The sequence below is a fragment of the Corallococcus sp. CA041A genome (assembly GCF_003612075.1).
GTDB lineage: Bacteria > Myxococcota > Myxococcia > Myxococcales > Myxococcaceae > Corallococcus > Corallococcus exiguus.
Map to the genome: position 1 here is coordinate 1 of NZ_RAWF01000082.1, position 16758 is coordinate 16758.

General features: G+C 71.4%; 13 protein-coding genes. 5 read left to right on the forward strand and 8 right to left on the reverse strand.

The annotated features are described in order from the left end of the window. On the forward strand, nucleotides 1–2320 hold a 2320-nt coding region (locus tag D7V77_RS16675; protein ID WP_147452080.1), incomplete at its 5' end, for a serine/threonine-protein kinase. Between the two features lie 215 nt (nucleotides 2321–2535). Here the strand turns inward: D7V77_RS16675 and D7V77_RS16680 are convergent. From D7V77_RS16680 to D7V77_RS16705, 6 genes are all read right to left on the reverse strand, one after another. Beyond that, nucleotides 2536–3948, reverse strand: a complete 1413-nt coding sequence (locus D7V77_RS16680) for an L-serine ammonia-lyase (RefSeq protein WP_120577304.1) — start codon at nucleotides 3946–3948, stop codon at nucleotides 2536–2538. A gap of 168 nt (nucleotides 3949–4116) precedes the next feature. Beyond that, nucleotides 4117–6804 carry a cation-translocating P-type ATPase gene (locus D7V77_RS16685; RefSeq protein WP_120577282.1) on the reverse strand — a complete coding sequence of 896 codons (2688 nt, stop codon included), beginning with the start codon at nucleotides 6802–6804 and terminating at the stop codon, nucleotides 4117–4119. 21 nt (nucleotides 6805–6825) lie between these two features. Beyond that, the gene (locus D7V77_RS16690; RefSeq protein ID WP_120577283.1) at nucleotides 6826–7806 is read right to left on the reverse strand and encodes a VWA domain-containing protein; all 981 of its coding nucleotides are present in this window, start codon (nucleotides 7804–7806) and stop codon (nucleotides 6826–6828) included. Continuing rightward, nucleotides 7806–8747: a vWA domain-containing protein gene (locus D7V77_RS16695; protein ID WP_120577284.1), complete on the reverse strand. Its 942-nt coding sequence runs from the start codon at nucleotides 8745–8747 to the stop codon at nucleotides 7806–7808. Before D7V77_RS16695 ends, D7V77_RS16690 begins: the two co-directional genes overlap by 1 nt. 64 nt (nucleotides 8748–8811) lie before the next feature. After that, on the reverse strand, nucleotides 8812–10155 hold the full coding sequence (locus D7V77_RS16700) for a hypothetical protein (protein ID WP_233597061.1): 1344 nt from the start codon (nucleotides 10153–10155) through the stop codon (nucleotides 8812–8814). Nucleotides 10156–10275: 120 nt separating this feature from the next. After that, complete coding sequence (locus tag D7V77_RS16705) at nucleotides 10276–10629, reverse strand: VOC family protein (protein WP_233597062.1); 354 nt, start codon at nucleotides 10627–10629, stop codon at nucleotides 10276–10278. Nucleotides 10630–10782: 153 nt separating this feature from the next. Between D7V77_RS16705 and D7V77_RS16710 the strand changes: the two genes are divergently transcribed. From D7V77_RS16710 to rpiA, 4 genes are all read left to right on the forward strand, one after another. Then, entirely contained in the window at nucleotides 10783–11409 is a 627-nt protein-coding gene (locus tag D7V77_RS16710; RefSeq protein ID WP_120577286.1) for a hypothetical protein, read from the forward strand. After that, nucleotides 11403–12557, forward strand: a complete 1155-nt coding sequence (locus D7V77_RS16715) for a YgcG family protein (protein WP_120577287.1) — start codon at nucleotides 11403–11405, stop codon at nucleotides 12555–12557. The genes D7V77_RS16710 and D7V77_RS16715 overlap by 7 nt, the downstream gene beginning before the upstream one ends. 112 nt (nucleotides 12558–12669) lie before the next feature. After that, nucleotides 12670–13857 (forward strand): AI-2E family transporter, encoded by a 1188-nt coding sequence (locus tag D7V77_RS16720; RefSeq protein WP_120577288.1) that lies wholly within the window; start codon nucleotides 12670–12672, stop codon nucleotides 13855–13857. Between the two features lie 27 nt (nucleotides 13858–13884). Then, entirely contained in the window at nucleotides 13885–14592 is a 708-nt protein-coding gene (gene rpiA / locus D7V77_RS16725; protein ID WP_120577289.1) for a ribose-5-phosphate isomerase RpiA, read from the forward strand. Here the strand turns inward: rpiA and D7V77_RS16730 are convergent. Beyond that, the gene (locus D7V77_RS16730) at nucleotides 14567–15154 is read right to left on the reverse strand and encodes an NTP transferase domain-containing protein (RefSeq protein ID WP_120577290.1); all 588 of its coding nucleotides are present in this window, start codon (nucleotides 15152–15154) and stop codon (nucleotides 14567–14569) included. The genes rpiA and D7V77_RS16730 overlap by 26 nt on opposite strands. Nucleotides 15155–15416: 262 nt before the next feature. Continuing rightward, complete coding sequence (locus D7V77_RS16735; protein ID WP_120577291.1) at nucleotides 15417–16529, reverse strand: XdhC family protein; 1113 nt, start codon at nucleotides 16527–16529, stop codon at nucleotides 15417–15419. Nucleotides 16530–16758: the final 229 nt, after the last annotated feature.

Sequence of the window (16758 nt, forward strand, 5' to 3'; positions counted from 1 at the left end):
GGACAAGTACCTGGCGGCGGGGCGGGGCCTGGAGGCGGCGCATACGGCGGGGCTGGTGCACCGGGACTTCAAGCCGGCCAACGTGCTGGTGGGCAAGGACGGGCGCGTCTACGTCACGGACTTCGGGCTGGCGCGGCCCATGGGCGAGGCGGAGGACGACGACGAGGACGGCGAGCGCACGCGGCCGGTGGGAGACGACTCGCCGTTGAACTCGCAGCTGACGCAGGCGGGCCTGGTGATGGGCACGCCCGCGTACATGTCCCCGGAGCAGTTCCGGGGCGAGCTGCTGGACTCGCGGTCGGATCAATTCAGTTTCTGCGCGGCGCTGTACCGCGCGCTGTATGGCATCCGCCCGTTCGACCCGGACGAGCTGTCACGGGTGGCGTCCCAGCTGCGGCCCCAGGGGGGCGCGGATGACGAGCCCGGCGTGACGGGCGCCGCGGCGGTGCAGGTGCTGCCGCCGTCGCCCATCCTGGAGCCGCCGCGCGAATCGAAGGTGCCGGCGTGGGTGCGCCGCGCGCTGATGAAGGGACTGTCGCTGGAGCCTCGCGACCGGTTCCGCTCCATGGCGGAGCTGTTGACGGTGCTGGGCCAGCGGGAGCGGCGCGCCCTGCTCCAGCGCCGCGCGGGAGCGGCGGTGGCGGCCACGGTGGTGCTGGGCGTGGCGGGCGGGGTGGCGTGGTCGCGCTCCCAGGTGTGCGAGGGGGCGCCGGCCCTGGTGGCGGAGCGCTGGGGCCCGGACGCGCGCGAGAAGGTGATGCAGTCGTTCCTCGCGACGAAGAGCCCGGTGGCGCAGGACATGGCGCGCCGGGTGGGCGTGGTGCTGGACGGCTACGGCGCGGAGTGGGCGAAGCAGCACACGGCTGCGTGCGAGGACACGCGCGTGCGCGAGGTGCAGACGGAAGAGCTGTTGTCGCAGCGCTTCGTGTGCCTGGAGCGGCGGCGCAAGGACCTGGGCGCGCTGGTGGCCACGTTGCAGACGGCGGACGTGGCGCTGGTGGACAAGTCGCTGGACGCGGCGTACGCGCTGCCCTCGCCGGGCGACTGCGCGGACGTGGAGTCGCTGACGGAGCTACAGCCCCGTCCGGCGGATCCCGCGAGGCGCGCGGAGCTGGATGCGCTGGAGGGGACGCTGGCGGAGGTGAAGGCCCGCGTGGACCTGAGCCGGATGCCCAAGGCGCTGGAGATGGCGAAGGCCGCGGAAGCGCGCGTCATGGCCACGGGCTACCTGCCGTTGATGGCGGAGCTGAGGTTCCACCTGGGCTGGGCGCAGGCGGTGCTGGGCGACAAGGCCGCGGGCGGCGCGGTGCTGGAGCAGGCCGTCTACGACGCGGAGGCCGGCAGGGCGGACCGGCTCGCGGTGTCGGTGATGAACAAGCTGCTCTACGTGGACGGCGAGCAGGAGCAGTTCGTGCTCGCGCAGCGCTGGGGCCGGTTGGGCGAGGCGACGCTCAAGCGCGTGGGTGGCGACGCGGTGCTGGAGAGCGACCTGAAGGTGAACGCGGCCAACCTCGCGCTGATGCAGGACCACCCGGACGACGCGCTGAAGCTGCTGGAGCAGGCGTCGGGGCTCCTGGCGAAGGCGCTGCCGGAGGGGCACCCCAAGCGGGCGCGGGTGGCGTTCACGCTGGGGCGCACGCTGCTGGAGACGGGCAAGAGCGCGCAGGCGGTGACGGTGCTGAAGGACGCGCTTGCCCAGACGGAGAAGGCGGTGGGGCCCGTGCACCTGGACACGGCGCGCCGGCATCAGGCGCTGTCCATGGCGCTGCGCGAACAGCGGGACTTCACCGGGGCGCTGGAGCACGCGCGGGTGTCGGTGTCGCTGCACCGCACGCTCCTGGGGAACGAGAGCGTGAAGTTGGCGGAGGCGCTGGACGAGGAGGGGATGAGCCTGCTCGCGCTCAAGCGCTACCCGGACGCGCTGCGGGACTACGAGGAAGCGCTGAAGGTGAAGGAGGCGAAGCTGGGGGCAGAGGACGAGCTGGTCTACTACTCGCTGGACGGAGTGGGGCAGGCGCAGCTGGGCCTGGGCCGCACGCGCGACGCGATTGCCTCGCTGAAGCAGGCGCTGTCCTTCAAGGACGTGCAGGAGGACTCGCTGGGCGAGTCCGGCTTCGCGCTGGCGCAGGCGCTGTGGACAGAGGGCGAGGAGTCGGAGGCGCGCGACGCGGCGTCACAGGCGCTCGCGCGCTTCAGGTCCGCGGGGCGCACGGCGCAGTCGAAGGAGGTCGAGGCGTGGCTCTCCGCTCGGCCCGCGCCGGTGGTGAAGGCGAAGGCGGTGCCCGTGTCCGCCGGGCGCGGTGGTAAGCGCAGGCGGTAGGCTCGGCTGCTCCGGTGTGGCGCGCTGCTGCCTGCGTCCGCCACATGCGACACGCGTGGGCTGTAGGCCTGACCGCGCCGGTGTGTCTCAGGGCGGTGCCTGTGTCCGCAACAAGCGACACACGGGCGGTAGGCCTGGCCGCTCCGGTGTGGCGCGCTGCTGCCTGCGTCCGTCCCGCGCGCCACGCGCGTGCGTGCTTCAAGCCACCGGAGCCGTCAGCACTCCGGCAGGCCCACGCTGAGGTTCGCGACCTCCAGGACGTTGACCGCGAGGCCGCCGCGCGCGGTCTCCTTGTACTTGTCCTTCATGTCGCGGCCGGTGTCGCGCATCGTCTTGATGACCTTGTCCAGGCTGACGAAGTGCCTCCCGTCGCCGGACAGCGCCATGCGCACCGCGTTGATGGCCTTCACGGACGCCATCGCGTTGCGCTCGATGCAGGGCACCTGCACCAGCCCGCCAATCGGGTCGCAGGTGAGCCCCAGGTTGTGCTCCATGGCGATCTCCGCCGCGTTCTCCACCTGCAACGGCGTGCCGCCCAGCACCTCCGCGAGCCCTCCCGCCGCCATGGAGCACGCGCTGCCCACCTCACCCTGGCAGCCCACCTCCGCGCCGCTGATGGACGCGTTCTCCTTGTAGAGCGAGCCAATGGCCCCCGCAGTGAGGAGGAAGCGCACCACGCCGTCCGCGTTCGCTCCCGGCACGAAGCGCCAGTAGTAGTGCAGCACCGCCGGGATGATGCCCGCCGCGCCGTTGGTGGGCGCCGTGACGACGCGCCCGCCCGCCGCGTTCTCCTCGTTCACCGCGAGCGCGTACAGGTTCACCCAGTCCAGCACCGTCAACGGATTGGTGAGCCCCGCCTCCGGCCGGCTGATGAGCCGCTGGTACATCGCCGCCGCGCGCCGCTCCACCTTCAACCCGCCGGGCAGGATGCCCCCCGTGGTGTACCCGCGCGTCACGCACGCCTGCATCACCGTCCAGATGCGCAGGAGCCCCGCCCGGATGTCCTCCTCGCTCCGCGACGTCAGTTCGTTGCGCAGCATCACCGTGCTGATGGGCTGCTTCTCCCGCTCGCAGTGCTTGAGCAGCTCCTCCGCGGACTTGAAGGGCAGCGGCACCGACGCGCTCTCCGCGCGCAGCGGATCCGTGCCCGTCGCAGCCTGCTCGTCCACCACGAAGCCGCCGCCCACCGAGTAGTAGATGCGGCAGGCCAGCGTCTCCCCGCCCTCGCTGAACGCGGTGAAGCGCATGCCGTTGGGGTGGTAGGGCAGCACCTTGCGCTTGTGCATCACCAGGTGCTCGCCGTCGCGGAAGGGGAGCACCAGCCGCTGGAGCAGCGACACGCGCCCCTCCGTGCGCCAGTGCGCGACGATGGCCGGCACCTTCTCCACGTCCACGTCCTCGGGCGTGTCGCCGCGCAGGCCCAGCAGCACCGCCTTGTCGCTGCCGTGTCCCTTGCCCGTCGCGCCCAGCGAGCCGAACAGCTCCACCTTGAGCCGCGTCACGCGCTCCAGGAGCCCCGCGTCCGACAGCCCCACCACGAACGTGCGGGCCGCGCGCATGGGCCCCACCGTGTGCGAGCTGGAGGGTCCAATTCCAATCTTGAAGAGGTCGAAGACGCTGACAGGCATGGCGCTTCCCACCATGCCACGTTCATCGCGCGCCGCCTGTGACACCCCACTCACGACGCGCTGCATGCATCCACTTCAAGTCATGCAGGCTGAAAGACAACACGTCCCGCGTGCGCCCGCTCCTCCGGGCGTAGGGGAAGTTGCCATGCCAAGCATGACGCGAGCGGGCTAACCGGCGGCGGGCTGCGGGCCCGTGGCGGGCTGTGGCGGCGAGGCGGGCGTCTTCGGACGGAAGGCGAGCAGGCGCAGGCCGTTGAAGACGACGAGCAGCGTGCTGCCCTCGTGGAGCACCACGGCCTGGCTGATGCGCGTGATGCCCAGCACGGCGGCAACGACGAGCACCGCGCTCACACCCAGCGCGATGACCAGGTTCTGCTTCATCACCGCCGTGGCGCGCTTGGACAGCTCCAGCGCGAAGGGCAGCTTCGCCAGGTCGTCGCTCATCAGCACCACGTCCGCCGTCTCCAGCGCCGCGTCACTGCCGGCGCCGCCCATGGCCACGCCCACCGCGGCGGCGGCGAGCGCGGGCGCGTCGTTGACGCCGTCGCCCACCATGGCCACCGGGTACGTGCGGCCCAGCTCCTTCACCGCCGTCACCTTGTCCACGGGCATCAGCGGCGCCTTCGCCTCGTCCAGGCCCACCTGCTGCGCGATGGAGCGCGCCACGAGCGCGTTGTCGCCGGACAGCATCACCGTGCGCTCGATGCCGCCCGCCTTCAGCGCCTGCACCACCTGCCGGGCGCCGCCGCGCAGCGTGTCCGCCACGCCCAGCACGCCCAGGTAGCGGCCCGCGCGGCGCACCACCATCGTCGTCTGGCCCGCCTCCTCCAGCCGCGCCACCTCGGCGGAGACCTCCGCGGGAATCGCCTCGCCCGCGAAGAGGGCCGTGCTGCCCACGTCCACCGCGTCATCGCCCACCTTCGCGCGGATGCCCTGGCCGTGGATGGCCTCCAGGTCGCGGCCCACGGGCACGGCGACGCGAGCCTCGGCGGCGGCGTCCACCACCGCCTTGGCCAGCGGGTGCGCGGACAGCGCCTCCACGCCCGCGGCGGTGCCCAGCAGCTCCTCGCGCGTCACGCCCGGCGCGGCCCACGTGGTGAGCAGCCGGGGGCGGCCCACGGTGAGGGTCCCCGTCTTGTCGAAGGCGATGGCGCGGATGCCGCTCAAGAGCTCCAGGTAGATGCCGCCCTTGATGAGCACGCCGCCGCGCGCGGCCGCCGCCACCGCGGAGAGCACGGCGGACGGCGTGGAGATGGCGAGCGCGCACGGCGACGCGGCCACCAGCAGCCCCACCGCGCGCAGCACCGCTTCCTTCATCGGCGTACCCAGCAGCACCAGCACCACCGGGAACACCACCGCGGACGCCATCACGAGCGGCGCCACGGTGCGCTCCAGGCGCTGGGCGAAGCGCTGCCGCTTGCCCTTCTGCGCCTCCGCCTGCGCCACCATGTCCACCACGCGCGCCAGCACGGACTCCGACGACAGGCGCGTCACCTCCACCTCCAGCGCCGCCTCGCAGTTGATGGTGCCGGAGAACACCTCGTCGCCCGGCTTGCGCGCCACCGGCATGGACTCGCCGGTGATGGCCGCCTGGTCCAGGGAGCTCTTGCCTTCGAGGATGACGCCGTCCAGCGGGACGCGGTCGCCCGGGCGCACGACGATGCGCTCACCGCGCTTCACGTCCGCCACCGGCACCTCCACCACCTCCGAGCCCCGGCGCACGCGCGCCACCTCCGGGCGCAGCTGGCCCAGCGCTTCGATGGAGCGGCGCGCCTTTTCCATGGCCCGGTGCTCCAGCGCGTGGCCCGCGCTGAAGAGGAAGAGCAGGAACGCGCCCTCGAACCAGGCGCCGAGCACCGCCGCGCCCAGCGCCGCCACCACCATCATCGTTTCGATGTCGATTCGCAGCTGCGCGATGGACTGCACCGAGCCGCGGATGGCGAAGAAGCCGCCGCTCGCCATGGACAGCGCCCAGAGCACCGTGGCCACCAGCGGCGGCGCCAGCGCGAAGTGCTCCACCACGAAGCCCGCCGCCAGCAGCACGCCGGACACGACCACCAGGGGCAGCTCCAGCAGCGGCGCAAGTCCGCCACCGTGCGCGTGGTGCGAACAGGCGTGGCCCGCCATGGGCACTTCCAGCCCGTACCCGAGCGCCTTCACCCGGGCCTCCACGTCCGGGAGCTTCAGCTCCGCCTTGTCGTATTCGATGACCAGTCGCTCACTGGCATACGCGACGCTGGCGGTGAGCACGCCCTTCATCTTGGAGACCGCGTGCTCGATGACCTGGGCCGCGTCCGCGGAGTCCATCCCGCGCACGAACCAGGTGTGATGCAGGTAGCGCGCGGCCACTTGCGCGCCCGTCTTCTGCGCGAGCGTCACCAGCTTCGACACGCTCACCAGTGACGGCTGGTAGTGGATGCACACCTCCGCGTGGCCCGCGTCGCGGCGCAGGTGCACGTCGGTGATGCCGTGCTGCGACTCCAGGGCCGCCTCCAGCCGCGCGAAGCGGCCCTGGTCGTCCGTCTCTCCCGGCAGCGTGCCTTCCAAATCCAACTGGAGCGCCGAGCCGCCTCCTTCCGCCGGACGGTGGCCCGGCGGACGGATGACGCGCTGGGAGTGGGCATGGCCGTGGTGGTCATGCCCGTGGTCGTGGCCATGGGAGCAGGAAGCAGTGTGGACGTGGGTCAAGCCGTCCGCGTCGTCGTGGTCGTGACCGTGGCCTTCATGGCCATGGTCGTGGTTGCACCCCGGGCCGTGGACGTGGCGCTGCACGGCGTTTCCGCCTGCTTGCGCCTCCTTGAGGCCCTTGATGTTCAACGAGCCGAACCGCGCACCGCTCTTCTTCTGCTCCGACATGGCTTGGGTCTTCCTGTCGCCCTAGTGGCGGTGTCCGCGGCGTGAGTGCGAGGGCGCGGCGGCCGGAGGCGTTGCCGCCTGGGGCTTTTCTTCCTCATCCTCGTCGTGGTGGTCCTCGTCCTCGTGCTCCTCGGGGACGGGCTGGTCGAAGCGCTGGCCGGCGACCTCCAGCGTGAAGCGCTTGCACGTCGAGGGAATCTCGAACTCCAGCACCGCGGGCAGGCGGCCCTCGTACGTCTTCAGCACCTGGCCCTGCTCGTCGTAGACGGTGCCGCCAGCGGCGACGGTCATCGTCTCGTCCACCAGCACGGCCACGAGCTCCGCCATCTCCTCCATGCGGTCCGCGTGGCGGTGGCACCAGAGGTGTCCCACGCCCGGATAGGTCGTATGGGAGATCTCCTCCATCTGCTCCTCGTCCACGTGCTCGCCCACGCCCATGAAGACGAAGTTGATGCGCGGCAGGCGGCCGGAGGCGATCTCCTTGGCCACCTGCGTGGCGTAGGCCGTCACGTCATGGGCGTCGTTGATCTGCGAGTCCGTGATGATGACCGCCAGGCCCCGCTTGGCGCCTTCGCCCACCTGCTGCTTGATGTGCGCCACGAAGTCGCGCAGCACCGGCAGCATCACCGTGGCCTTGCCGTAGGACTTGGGCCCGGGGAAGCGGTAGCCCTTGGCCTGCGGGCCCGTGAGGTCGCCCACCATTTCCAACTGGGTGCCGTCGCCGCAGGCCCAGTAGGTGACGCGCACCTTGCCGTCCCGGTCCTTGTTGGCCAGGTACTCCAGCATCCACTGCATCTGCGGCTCGACCTGGTTCTTCACCGGGGCGAGCTTCGCCAGGATGCCGCGCGGCCCGTACGCGTTCTCCATGCTCGCGGAGCCGTCCATGTAGAGGGCCACGTCCAGGCCCTCCACGGTGGGGTCGTGCAGCAGCGTCGCGACGACCTTGTTGCCCATCCGGTGGACGTCGGAGAAGGGGCGGTTGATGACTTCGTGGCCGGCCATCAGTGGTGGTCCTCGTCTTCGTCCTCGTCGTGGTGCTCTTCGTCGGGGAGCGGCTGGGTGTAGCGCTGGCCGTTCACCTCCAGCGTGAAGCTCTTGGCCTCCTCCGGCACGTCGAACTCCAGCACTGCGGGCAGGCGGCCCTCGTACGTCTTCAGCACCGTGCCCTTGTCGTCGTAGATGGTGCCGCCGGCGGCGACCGTCATGGTCTCGTCCACCAGCACGGCGACCAGCTCCGCGACCTGGGTGATCTCCTTCGCGATGCGGTGGCACCAGAGGTGGCCCACGCCCGGGTACTCCGCGTGAGCGATGTGCTCCAACTGCTCCTCGTCGATGTCGTCGCCCACGCCCACCAGCACGAAGTTGATGCGCGGCAGGCGCCCGGAGGCGATCTTCTTCGCCACCTCCGCGGAGAACTTCTCCACCGCTTCGGCGTCGTGGAGGCGGCCGTCGGTGACGATGATGGCGCAGCCGCGCTTGGCGCCCACCTTCACCTGCTCCTCCAGGTACTTCACGTAGTCGCGAAGCGCGGGCTCCAGGTACGTGTAGCCGCCCAGCTGCTTCGCGCCGGGGAACTTGTACTGCTTCACGTCGGTGCCCTTGAGCTCACCCACGGGCTCCACCTGGCGGCCGCTGGTGCCACAGGCCCAGTAGGCCACGCGGAGCAGACCGTTGCGGTCCTTGGTGGCCAGATACTCCAGCATCCACCGGACCTGCGGCTCCACGTCGTTGGAGGCCTCCTTCATCGGGGCTCCGCGCAGCCACTCCAGGAAGGTGCGCTGCTGCGTCTTGTAGGCGTACTCCTCGCGCATGCTGCCGGAAGCGTCCATGTAGATGGCCATGTCCAGGCCCTCCACCGTGGGGTCGTGCAGCAGCACCGCGCGCACGCGGTCTCCTTCACGGTGCAGGTCCGAAAACGGCTCGATCGGCTTCTCGTGTCCCATGGTCTGCCTTTCTGGAGGGTGAAAACGCTATCGCCCGGTGTGCGAGCACCGCAAACGGACGGGGTCAGTCATCGAAGTCGCTCATCCAGTCCGGCTTCTTGCCGGGCGGAGCTGGCGCCTTCTCTTGCTGCTTGGGCGCCGGACGGGCGGGCGCGGCCGGGGCCGGACCGAAGTCCGTCTGCCATGTGGCCGGGGATGAAGGCTTCGCGGGAGGCGGCCGGGGCGCGGGCTTCGGTTGCAGCTGCGTGAGGCGCGGCTTCGCGCCGCCGGGCTTGCCATGCGCGCCGATGAAGTCCTGCATCCAGTCGCTGGATCGCACGGGCGGCGTGGGCAGTCGCGGCGGGATGGACGCGGGCGGCGTGGGCGCGCGAGGCACCGTGGGGCGCACCACCGGCGTGCCCGGAGAAAGCGTGCCCGCGGACACATGGACGCGCAGCGTGCGCTCCGTCTCCGTGGGCCAGCCGGGCAGGAGCGGCAGCACGCGGCGCGCGAGCTCCAGGAACTCGGGAGGCGGCGCTTCCCGGGGCACGCGCACGGTCTCGTCCTGGAGCCAGCCGGCGAGCTTCCCCACCAGCCCTCCCTTCGTGGGGCGCGGCGTGGCGATGTCGCCCTTCACCTCGTAGCCGCGCAGCTCCAGGTCCGCGATGGCCATCGCGCGGCTCGGCACGGGCAGCTCCAGCGAGGCGATGGCCTGGGGCCCCTGGTTCGTGTGCGCGTCGTCCTGGAGCTGGGTGAGCACCGCGTGCAGCATGCTCGCGACCTGCGTGCCGTTGGCGGCGTGGTGGGCCTGCAACTCCGCGGGCACCGCCGGGTAGGTGAGGACGAGCCCTCGCCCCTGAGCCAATTGATCCGCGCGGTCACCCGGCAACAGCGCGTGGTAGGCGCGGGGCGCGTCGCGGCTCTCCGCGTCCTTCACGTAGTGGAAGGCGTCCTGCGCGCCGTGCGCGAAGCCCGCGAGCACGTCGCCCCGGGTGACGGTGAGCTGCCCGTTCACGCGCGTGACGGCGCTGCCCGGCCACGGGCCCGTGAGCGTGCCGTAGAGGTAGACGGGGTCGTTGAATCCCTCTGTGTTGGAGGGGTGCTCCACCACCTCCGGGGAGAAGAAGAACAGCTCCGTCGCGGCCAGGCGGCGCGGAGGTTTGCCGGAGGCGACCTCGTGGTGCGCGAGCTGCGTCTGCACGGACGCGGGCAGCCGCGCGCGCTCGCTGCCGGGGATGAGCTGGAGCTGGCCCACGACGTCGGTGCAGACGAGCCACTCGGCTTCGCCCAGGTACGCGGGCTCCAGCCGGAAGGCGTCCAGGACGTGGACGACCTCCGAGGCATCGCACGGCACGGGTTCGACCGGGCTGGCGGCGTGGGGAACGAAGTAGCGGGGCGTGCTCACGGAGGCCGCGACAGGCTGGCGCAAGCCGCTGGGGCAATCAAGTGTCGGGGCGGCATCCCCGGGTCCGCGCAACGGCGTGGATTCCATCGTTCGTTCCACGCCCCTTAAGGGAACGGGGCGTGGAGCGAAAGTGGGAGCAGGGCCTCAGGAGGGCTCGATGAAGTTGAGCCGGTAGCCGTCCGGGTCCGTGACGACGATTTCGCGGGTGTACCAGGGCTGCACCGTGGGGCCCTCCACGTGCGCGCCCAGCGCCGCCGCCTTCGCGGCCACCGCGTCCACGCCTTCCGAGCCCGCGCGGAAGCCCACGAGCACGCCCATGCCCTTGCGTCCCTCCAGCTTCAGGTTTGGAGGAGGGCTCACGAGGTACACGTCCGACTCGCCACCCCACTGGAGGCGGAGGATGGGAGGTTCCGACGCGATGCGTTCGAAGCCGAGGCCTTCATAGAAGCTCACGGAGGCCTGAGCATCCGTCACCAGCAGCTTCACGAACGACCGCATTGTCTGGGGCTTGTCCATGGGCGCGGCAGTCTGCCCGGAGCGATGGACGGGCGCCACGCACACGAGGGCCATTATCAGGCCCGGGATGGAAGTGACGTATCGTCGGGCGCGGATCCGGGTGGGACCGGGCCGAAGCGGCAAGGGGACGGTTTCATGGGTGACGTGACACGTACGCGGCAGGGCCCTGGGGCCGTCGCCTATGACGACGTCAACGAGCTCATCGCCACCGCCACCCGGCTGATGCAGAAGGACGCCGCGCCGGACACGCTCACCCCGGATGACCTGCGGCGCATCGGCGAGGAGCTGGACATCCCCGCGCGCTACGTGGACCAGGCGCTGGAGGCGCTGGCCCGCCGCCGAGAGGAACAGGCCCGCGAGGCCCAGGCCCGTGAGCGGCTGTCGCGTCTGCGCCGCGCGAGGCTCAAGCAGGGCGCGTGGGCGGGAGTGGCGCTCGCGGGCGTGCTGGCCGTGTCGGGGCTCGTCGTTCGCAATGGGCTCACCACCACGCTGGCGGAGGTGGCCCAGAAGCGGTCCCAGGTGCGCAACGTGTTGGAGCGCCGCGAGACCCTGCACGCGCGCTTGGATCAGCTCACGCCCGGTCTGAACCGCGACGCGGAGGTGGCGGGCGCGGACAACCGCGTGGCGGTGGAGCAGCGCCGCTATGACGAGCGCGCCGCTGCGTACAACGCCTCCGCTGCTTCCTTCCCCACGAGCTGGGTGGTCCGCCTGAGCGGGCTGCCTGCTTCGCTGCCGTTGTCCTCGGAGGTCTCCTCATGGTGAAGACCGTCCTCCTGACGTTGCTGTTGCCCGTGTTGGCCCTGGCCGCGGCTCCCGCCATCACGCGGCCGGTGACGGATCCCCAGCACCTCTTGACCGCGCAGCAGACAGAAGTCGTCTCCAAGGCCCTGGTGGACCTGCGCGCCGCGAAGCAGGTGCAGATGGCGGTGCTGCTGGTGGACACCACGGAGGGTCAGCCCATCGAGGACTACGCGCAGGCCGCCTTCCGCCAGTGGAAGGGCGGTGTGGCGGGACAGAACAATGGCCTGCTGCTCGTCATCGCGCGCGCGGACCGCCGCTCCCGGATGGAGGTGGGCTACGGACTGGAGGCATCGCTGACGGATGGTGAGGCGACGGCCTTGCTGCACGCGCAGGGACCGTACTTGCGCGAGGGCCGGTTCGAACCGGCGCTGCTCGCCATCATCGCGGGCGTGGATGCGCAGGTGTCCGCCGGAGAGTTCTCGGGTGCCAGCGCCACGACACCGCCCTGGACCTCGGCGGAGTCGGCCTGGTTCCTCGTGGCGCTGTTCATCACGGCGTGCGTGATGGCGCGGCTGCTGCTCCAGGTCCAGGCCTCAGGCTTCCGGGGGCGGAGAGGGCTCACGATGGCGGCGCTGCTGGGCGTGCTGCCGGCAGCCGCGCTCGTCTCCGTCGGGTGGTCCGGGCCCAGGTCCCCGCTGTTCATCCTCGTCGCGTATGGCGTGCTGATGGGGGTGTTCTTCTGGGGATGGAGGCTGTTCCAGCGGTACACGACATCGTTTTGGGGACTGGGGCTGCTCTTCGCGCCCCTGTTGATCCTCGTCAACAGCTGGTTGAAGAATGACCCCCTCCTCGATCTGGCGGACTTCCTCCGCTGGCTGGTGTTCGGCTCCCTCTTCGCGTTTCCCGTGGCCGTGATGGTCGGTGCGCTGGGCATCCTTCTCTTCCGGAGGGTGTGGTACCCGGAAAGCCGCGGGACCTGGGGCGCCTCCGGTTCGGGCGGCGGTACCTCGTCGTCGGACTGGAGCGGCGGCGTCGGGTCTTCGAGCTACGACTCCTCGTCCAGCTACGACTCCTCGTCGTCCTCCAGCAGTGACTCGTCCAGTTCGTCCTCGGACTGGGGCGGCGGCGGCGGCGACTCTGGCGGCGGCGGCGGCAGCGACTCCTGGTAGCCCCTGGCTGCCCGCCTGCCCACCAGCCGGGCGCCATCTTCACGTTGGGTCAACCCAGAACGGCATGTGGAGGCCCGTCGCCTGCCTGGAGGGTGCTCCCTACCTTGGGGGCATGAGGCCTGCGCGCAAGGGACTCCCGGTCTACGTACCGCCCCGGACGGTGTGGTCGGTCGGGGCCCAGGTGGTGTTGCTCGTGTTGCTGGGCACGGCGATGCAGAGCCTGGGGCCCGTGCTCACGCTGTTGGCGGCGGCGCTGCTGCTGGGACTGGCGGCGGAGCCCGTCGTGCGCCGGCTGCAGTCGTGGGGCCTGCGCCGGGGGATGGGCGTGGCGCTCATCGCGCTGACGCTCTTGGGAATCATCGGCCTGCTCATCCTCACGCTGGTGCCGCTGCTCGTGGAGCAGCTCCAGCACCTGGTGGAGGCGGCGCCGGTCTTCCTCACGGAGCTGACCCAGGCCCCCTGGGTGCGGAAGCTGGATGAGCACTTCGGTGTGCTGTCGCATCCGCAGGACGCGTTCAACGTGGAGCCGGGCGTGTTGGCCAGGCCGCTCATCACCGTGCTGTCGTCCACGGTGCAGTTGCTGGGCGCGGGCATCACGGTGCTGGCGCTGGCCGTGTTCGGCCTGCTCTTCGGACACGACCTCTACGCGAGCATCCTGGGCTGGGTGCGCCCGCGCAGCCGTCCCCGTGTGCGCCGCGTGGTGGGCCGGATGCGCGAGGCGGTGGGCAACTACCTCGTCGGCACGCTGCTCATCGTCACGGTGGGCGGCGCCTTCACGGCCGGCATGTCGCTGGCGCTGGGGGTGCCGTACTTCCTGCCGCTCGGCCTGGTGGCGATGGTGTTGGGGCTCATTCCGTACATCGGCAGCGTCATCACCGCGCTGCTGGTGAGTGTGACGACGCTGGCGTCGGTGGGCTCGAAGCGGGCGATCCTCGCGCTGGCGCTGTTCATGATCTACCAACAGTTCGAGTCCCACCTGTTCAGCCCCCTGGTGCAGCGGCGCGCCATCAAGATGAACCCGCTGCTCATCTCACTGGTGGCGCTGGTGGGAGGCTCCGTCGCGGGGCTGCTGGGCGTCATCCTCGCGGTGCCGGCGGCGGCGGCGGGGCAGGTGTTGCTCACGGAGGTGCAGCGCGAGCGTCGCAAGACGTGGAAGCGCGAGAGTCGTCTGGCGGCGGCCCTGCCTTCCGGACTGGGGAACGCGGACGAGGCACTGTTGGCGGGTCCACTTGCTCCACCGCGAAGTGAAGCGCGGCGTGCACCCCCGGCCGACTCCGGGCATCCTGGGACGCCGCACTGAAGCCGCCTTCCCTCCCTAGAGCCCTCCATGACTACCGACGAGAGTGTTTCGGCTTCCCAGAAGCGCGTGGCGGCGGAGCGCGCGGTGGACTTCATCCAGCCGGGCATGGTGGTGGGGCTGGGAACGGGCAGCACGGCCGCGTACGCGGTGCGGCGGCTGGGCGCGCTGCTCTCCGCCGGGACGTTGAAGGACGTGGTGGGCGTCCCCACGTCGCGCGCGACGGAGGCCCTGGCCGCGTCGCTGGGCGTGCCGCTCACCACGCTGGATGTGCACCCGGTGGTGGACCTCACCATCGACGGCGCGGACGAGGTGGCCCCGGACCTGTCGCTCATCAAGGGCGGCGGTGGGGCGCTCCTGCGAGAGAAGGTGGTGGCGCAGGCGAGCCGCCGAGAAATCATCGTGGTGGACGCGGCGAAGCTGTCTCCCCGGCTGGGCACGAAGTGGCCGGTGCCGGTGGAGGTGCTGCCCTTCGGCTGGCGCTCGCAGGCGCTGTTCCTGGAGTCGCTGGGCGCGCGCGTGGTGGTGCGGCTCGCGCTGGACGGGGCGCCGTACCACACGGATCAGGGCAACGTGGTGTTGGACTGTGACTTCGGTCCCATTGGCGACCCGGCGGCGCTGGCCGCGAAGCTGGAGTCTCGCGCCGGGGTGATGGCGCACGGCCTGTTCCTGAACCTGACCACCGACCTGTTGGTGGCCGGGCCGGAGGGCATCACCCACCGCGTCCGGGGCGCGTGAGGCGCAGGGCATCCTCGGCGGTGTCCACGTCCTCCTCGCCGCCGGGCAGTGGAACCTCCACGACGCGCGAAGGATCGCGAGCGATGAGCCCGCGTGCCCCGCCCGTGGGAGGCAGGGCCTCCAGCTCGGGGAAGAGGGCGCGGGAGAAGAGGGCGGGGACGCCCCGGGTGCCCGCGTAGGTGGACGCGACGATGGGCGCGCGCGTGCGTTCGAAGGTGGCGATGAGCGACCGCAGGTGGGGTGCGTCCACGCGGAGTTGGTCGCAGAGCATCAGGAGGGCTCCGTCCACGCCCGGGGGAAGCGCCCGCAGGCCGGCGTGCAGTGACGAGCCCTGACCCAGCGCCCAGTCCGGGTTGTCTACGCACCGCACGGCAAGCCCGTCCAGCTCCGCTGCGACGTCGTCACGCTGCGCGCCGAGCACCACGGTCACCACCGGGCTCGCGGCCAGGGCCCGCTCCGCCGCGCGACGTACCAGTGACACGCCTTCGTGGCGCAAGAGCTGCTTGGGTTGTCCCAGCCGCGAAGAACCACCGGCGGCGAGCAGCACGATGGCGACGGTCATGCACGCCTCCGCGCGCGGGCGAGCTCATGCGCTGTGCGCGTTCCGAGCAGCCCGCCGTCCAATGGCTTGGGCTGTCCCAGCCGCGAAGAACCTCGCGCGGACGAGCGGACCGGCGCGTGCGCCGTGCGCGTTCCGAGCAGCCCGCCGTCCAATGGCTTGGGCTGTCCCAGCCGCGAAGAACCTCTCGCGGACGAGCGGACCGGCGCGTGCGCCGTGCGCGTTCCGAGCCCGTCGGTTGCGTGCGTCTCGCTGATGCGGTCCCTCACGCCGACCTGCGCTCCGGCGCGATGGCCTCCGCGTGGATGGGCGCCTGCCGTTCGCGCAGCCGTCCCCCGTCGCGCCCGGCCAGCACCGCCTGCACCTCCGCGATGATGGACAGGGCAATCTCGTCCGCGCCCTCCGCGCCCAGGTCCAATCCCATGGGCGCGTGCAGCTTCTCCAACTGCTCGGCGGTTGGAGGCCGCGCCAACTCCCGCAGGATGCGCTCCGTCCGGGCGCGAGGCCCGAGCACTCCCAGGTAACGCACCGGCAGCGGCACCAGCCGCTCCAGCAGCTCCCGGTCCTGCGGCAGGCTGTGCGTCATCACCAGCACCACGCTGCGCGCGGACAGCGGCACCTTCTCCAGCACCTCGCTGGCCCGCGACGCGACATGCGCCTGGGCCCCAGGGAACCTGCGGCGCAGCAGCTCCACGGGCCGGTCCGCCACCGCAGTGAGGTGCCACCCGAGCCCCTGCGCGCGCGACACCACGGGCGCGACGTCGAAGCCGCTGCCAAACACCACCACCGGCGGCGCTGGCTCCACCACCTCCACCAGCACCTCCGCGCCACCGCACGCGCCGCTCCAGGGCACGCCGCGCACCAACGCCTCCGTCGCCGCCGCGCGCACGGGCTCGAGCAGCGCGCCCTTGAGGTTTCCCTCCGACACGCCGTCCTCGCGCAACATCAGCCGCGAACCCACCGCGTCCTCGGGGCCCCGGTACACGGTGGCCACCACCGCGCGCAGCGACTGCTTGCGCGCCTCTGCCGCGAAGCCGAGCGCGTCACCCGGGCCGGGCTCCCAGCGCTCCAGCAGGATGTCCACCACGCCGTTGCACCCGAGCGCGAACGACAGGCCGCCCTCGTCCTCCGCGGCGTCGCCCGTGGTGTCGTAGCGCAGCACACGCGGCCCGTCCGACGTCCAGAAGAAGGCCTTGCGCACGAGGTCTCCCTCCAGACACCCGCCGCTCACCCCGCCCGCGAGCCAGCCGTCCGCGCCCATCAACATGCGGGCCCCCGGACGCCGATACGACGAACCGGACACCGCCACCACCGTCGCCAACACCACCGGACCGGAGGCGCGACCGCATGCCCGCAGCAGGTCATCGAGTTCCTTCATCGCCCACCTATCTAACCACCCACGCCCCATGCCCGGGCCGATTCCGCCCCGGACGGATGGGCACCGTCCGACGTCCGATTCATGCCCGGCGCACGCAGGGCAACCCTCCGGCCGACCGCCCGTCCCCTACGTGACGCTGGCGGACAAGGCCTCCCGCCACGAACTTGAGCGGAGGACTTTTGATGGAGGCTCGGTGGAATCCAAAGCGCGACGGCATGACGCCCGACAT

Bases quoted from the DNA above. Each gene is read 5' to 3' on its own strand.
- D7V77_RS16680 (WP_120577304.1), bottom strand. From the start codon at position 3,948: ATGCCTGTCAGCGTCTTCGACCTCTTCAAGATTGGAATTGGACCCTCC.
- D7V77_RS16705 (WP_233597062.1), bottom strand. From the start codon at position 10,629: ATGCGGTCGTTCGTGAAGCTGCTGGTGACGGATGCTCAGGCCTCCGTG.
- D7V77_RS16735 (WP_120577291.1), bottom strand. From the start codon at position 16,529: ATGAAGGAACTCGATGACCTGCTGCGGGCATGCGGTCGCGCCTCCGGT.
- D7V77_RS16690 (WP_120577283.1), bottom strand. From the start codon at position 7,806: ATGGCCGGCCACGAAGTCATCAACCGCCCCTTCTCCGACGTCCACCGG.
- D7V77_RS16730 (WP_120577290.1), bottom strand. From the start codon at position 15,154: ATGACCGTCGCCATCGTGCTGCTCGCCGCCGGTGGTTCTTCGCGGCTG.
- D7V77_RS16695 (WP_120577284.1), bottom strand. From the start codon at position 8,747: ATGGGACACGAGAAGCCGATCGAGCCGTTTTCGGACCTGCACCGTGAA.
- rpiA (WP_120577289.1), top strand. From the start codon at position 13,885: ATGACTACCGACGAGAGTGTTTCGGCTTCCCAGAAGCGCGTGGCGGCG.
- D7V77_RS16685 (WP_120577282.1), bottom strand. From the start codon at position 6,804: ATGTCGGAGCAGAAGAAGAGCGGTGCGCGGTTCGGCTCGTTGAACATC.
- D7V77_RS16710 (WP_120577286.1), top strand. From the start codon at position 10,783: ATGGGTGACGTGACACGTACGCGGCAGGGCCCTGGGGCCGTCGCCTAT.
- D7V77_RS16715 (WP_120577287.1), top strand. From the start codon at position 11,403: ATGGTGAAGACCGTCCTCCTGACGTTGCTGTTGCCCGTGTTGGCCCTG.
- D7V77_RS16720 (WP_120577288.1), top strand. From the start codon at position 12,670: ATGAGGCCTGCGCGCAAGGGACTCCCGGTCTACGTACCGCCCCGGACG.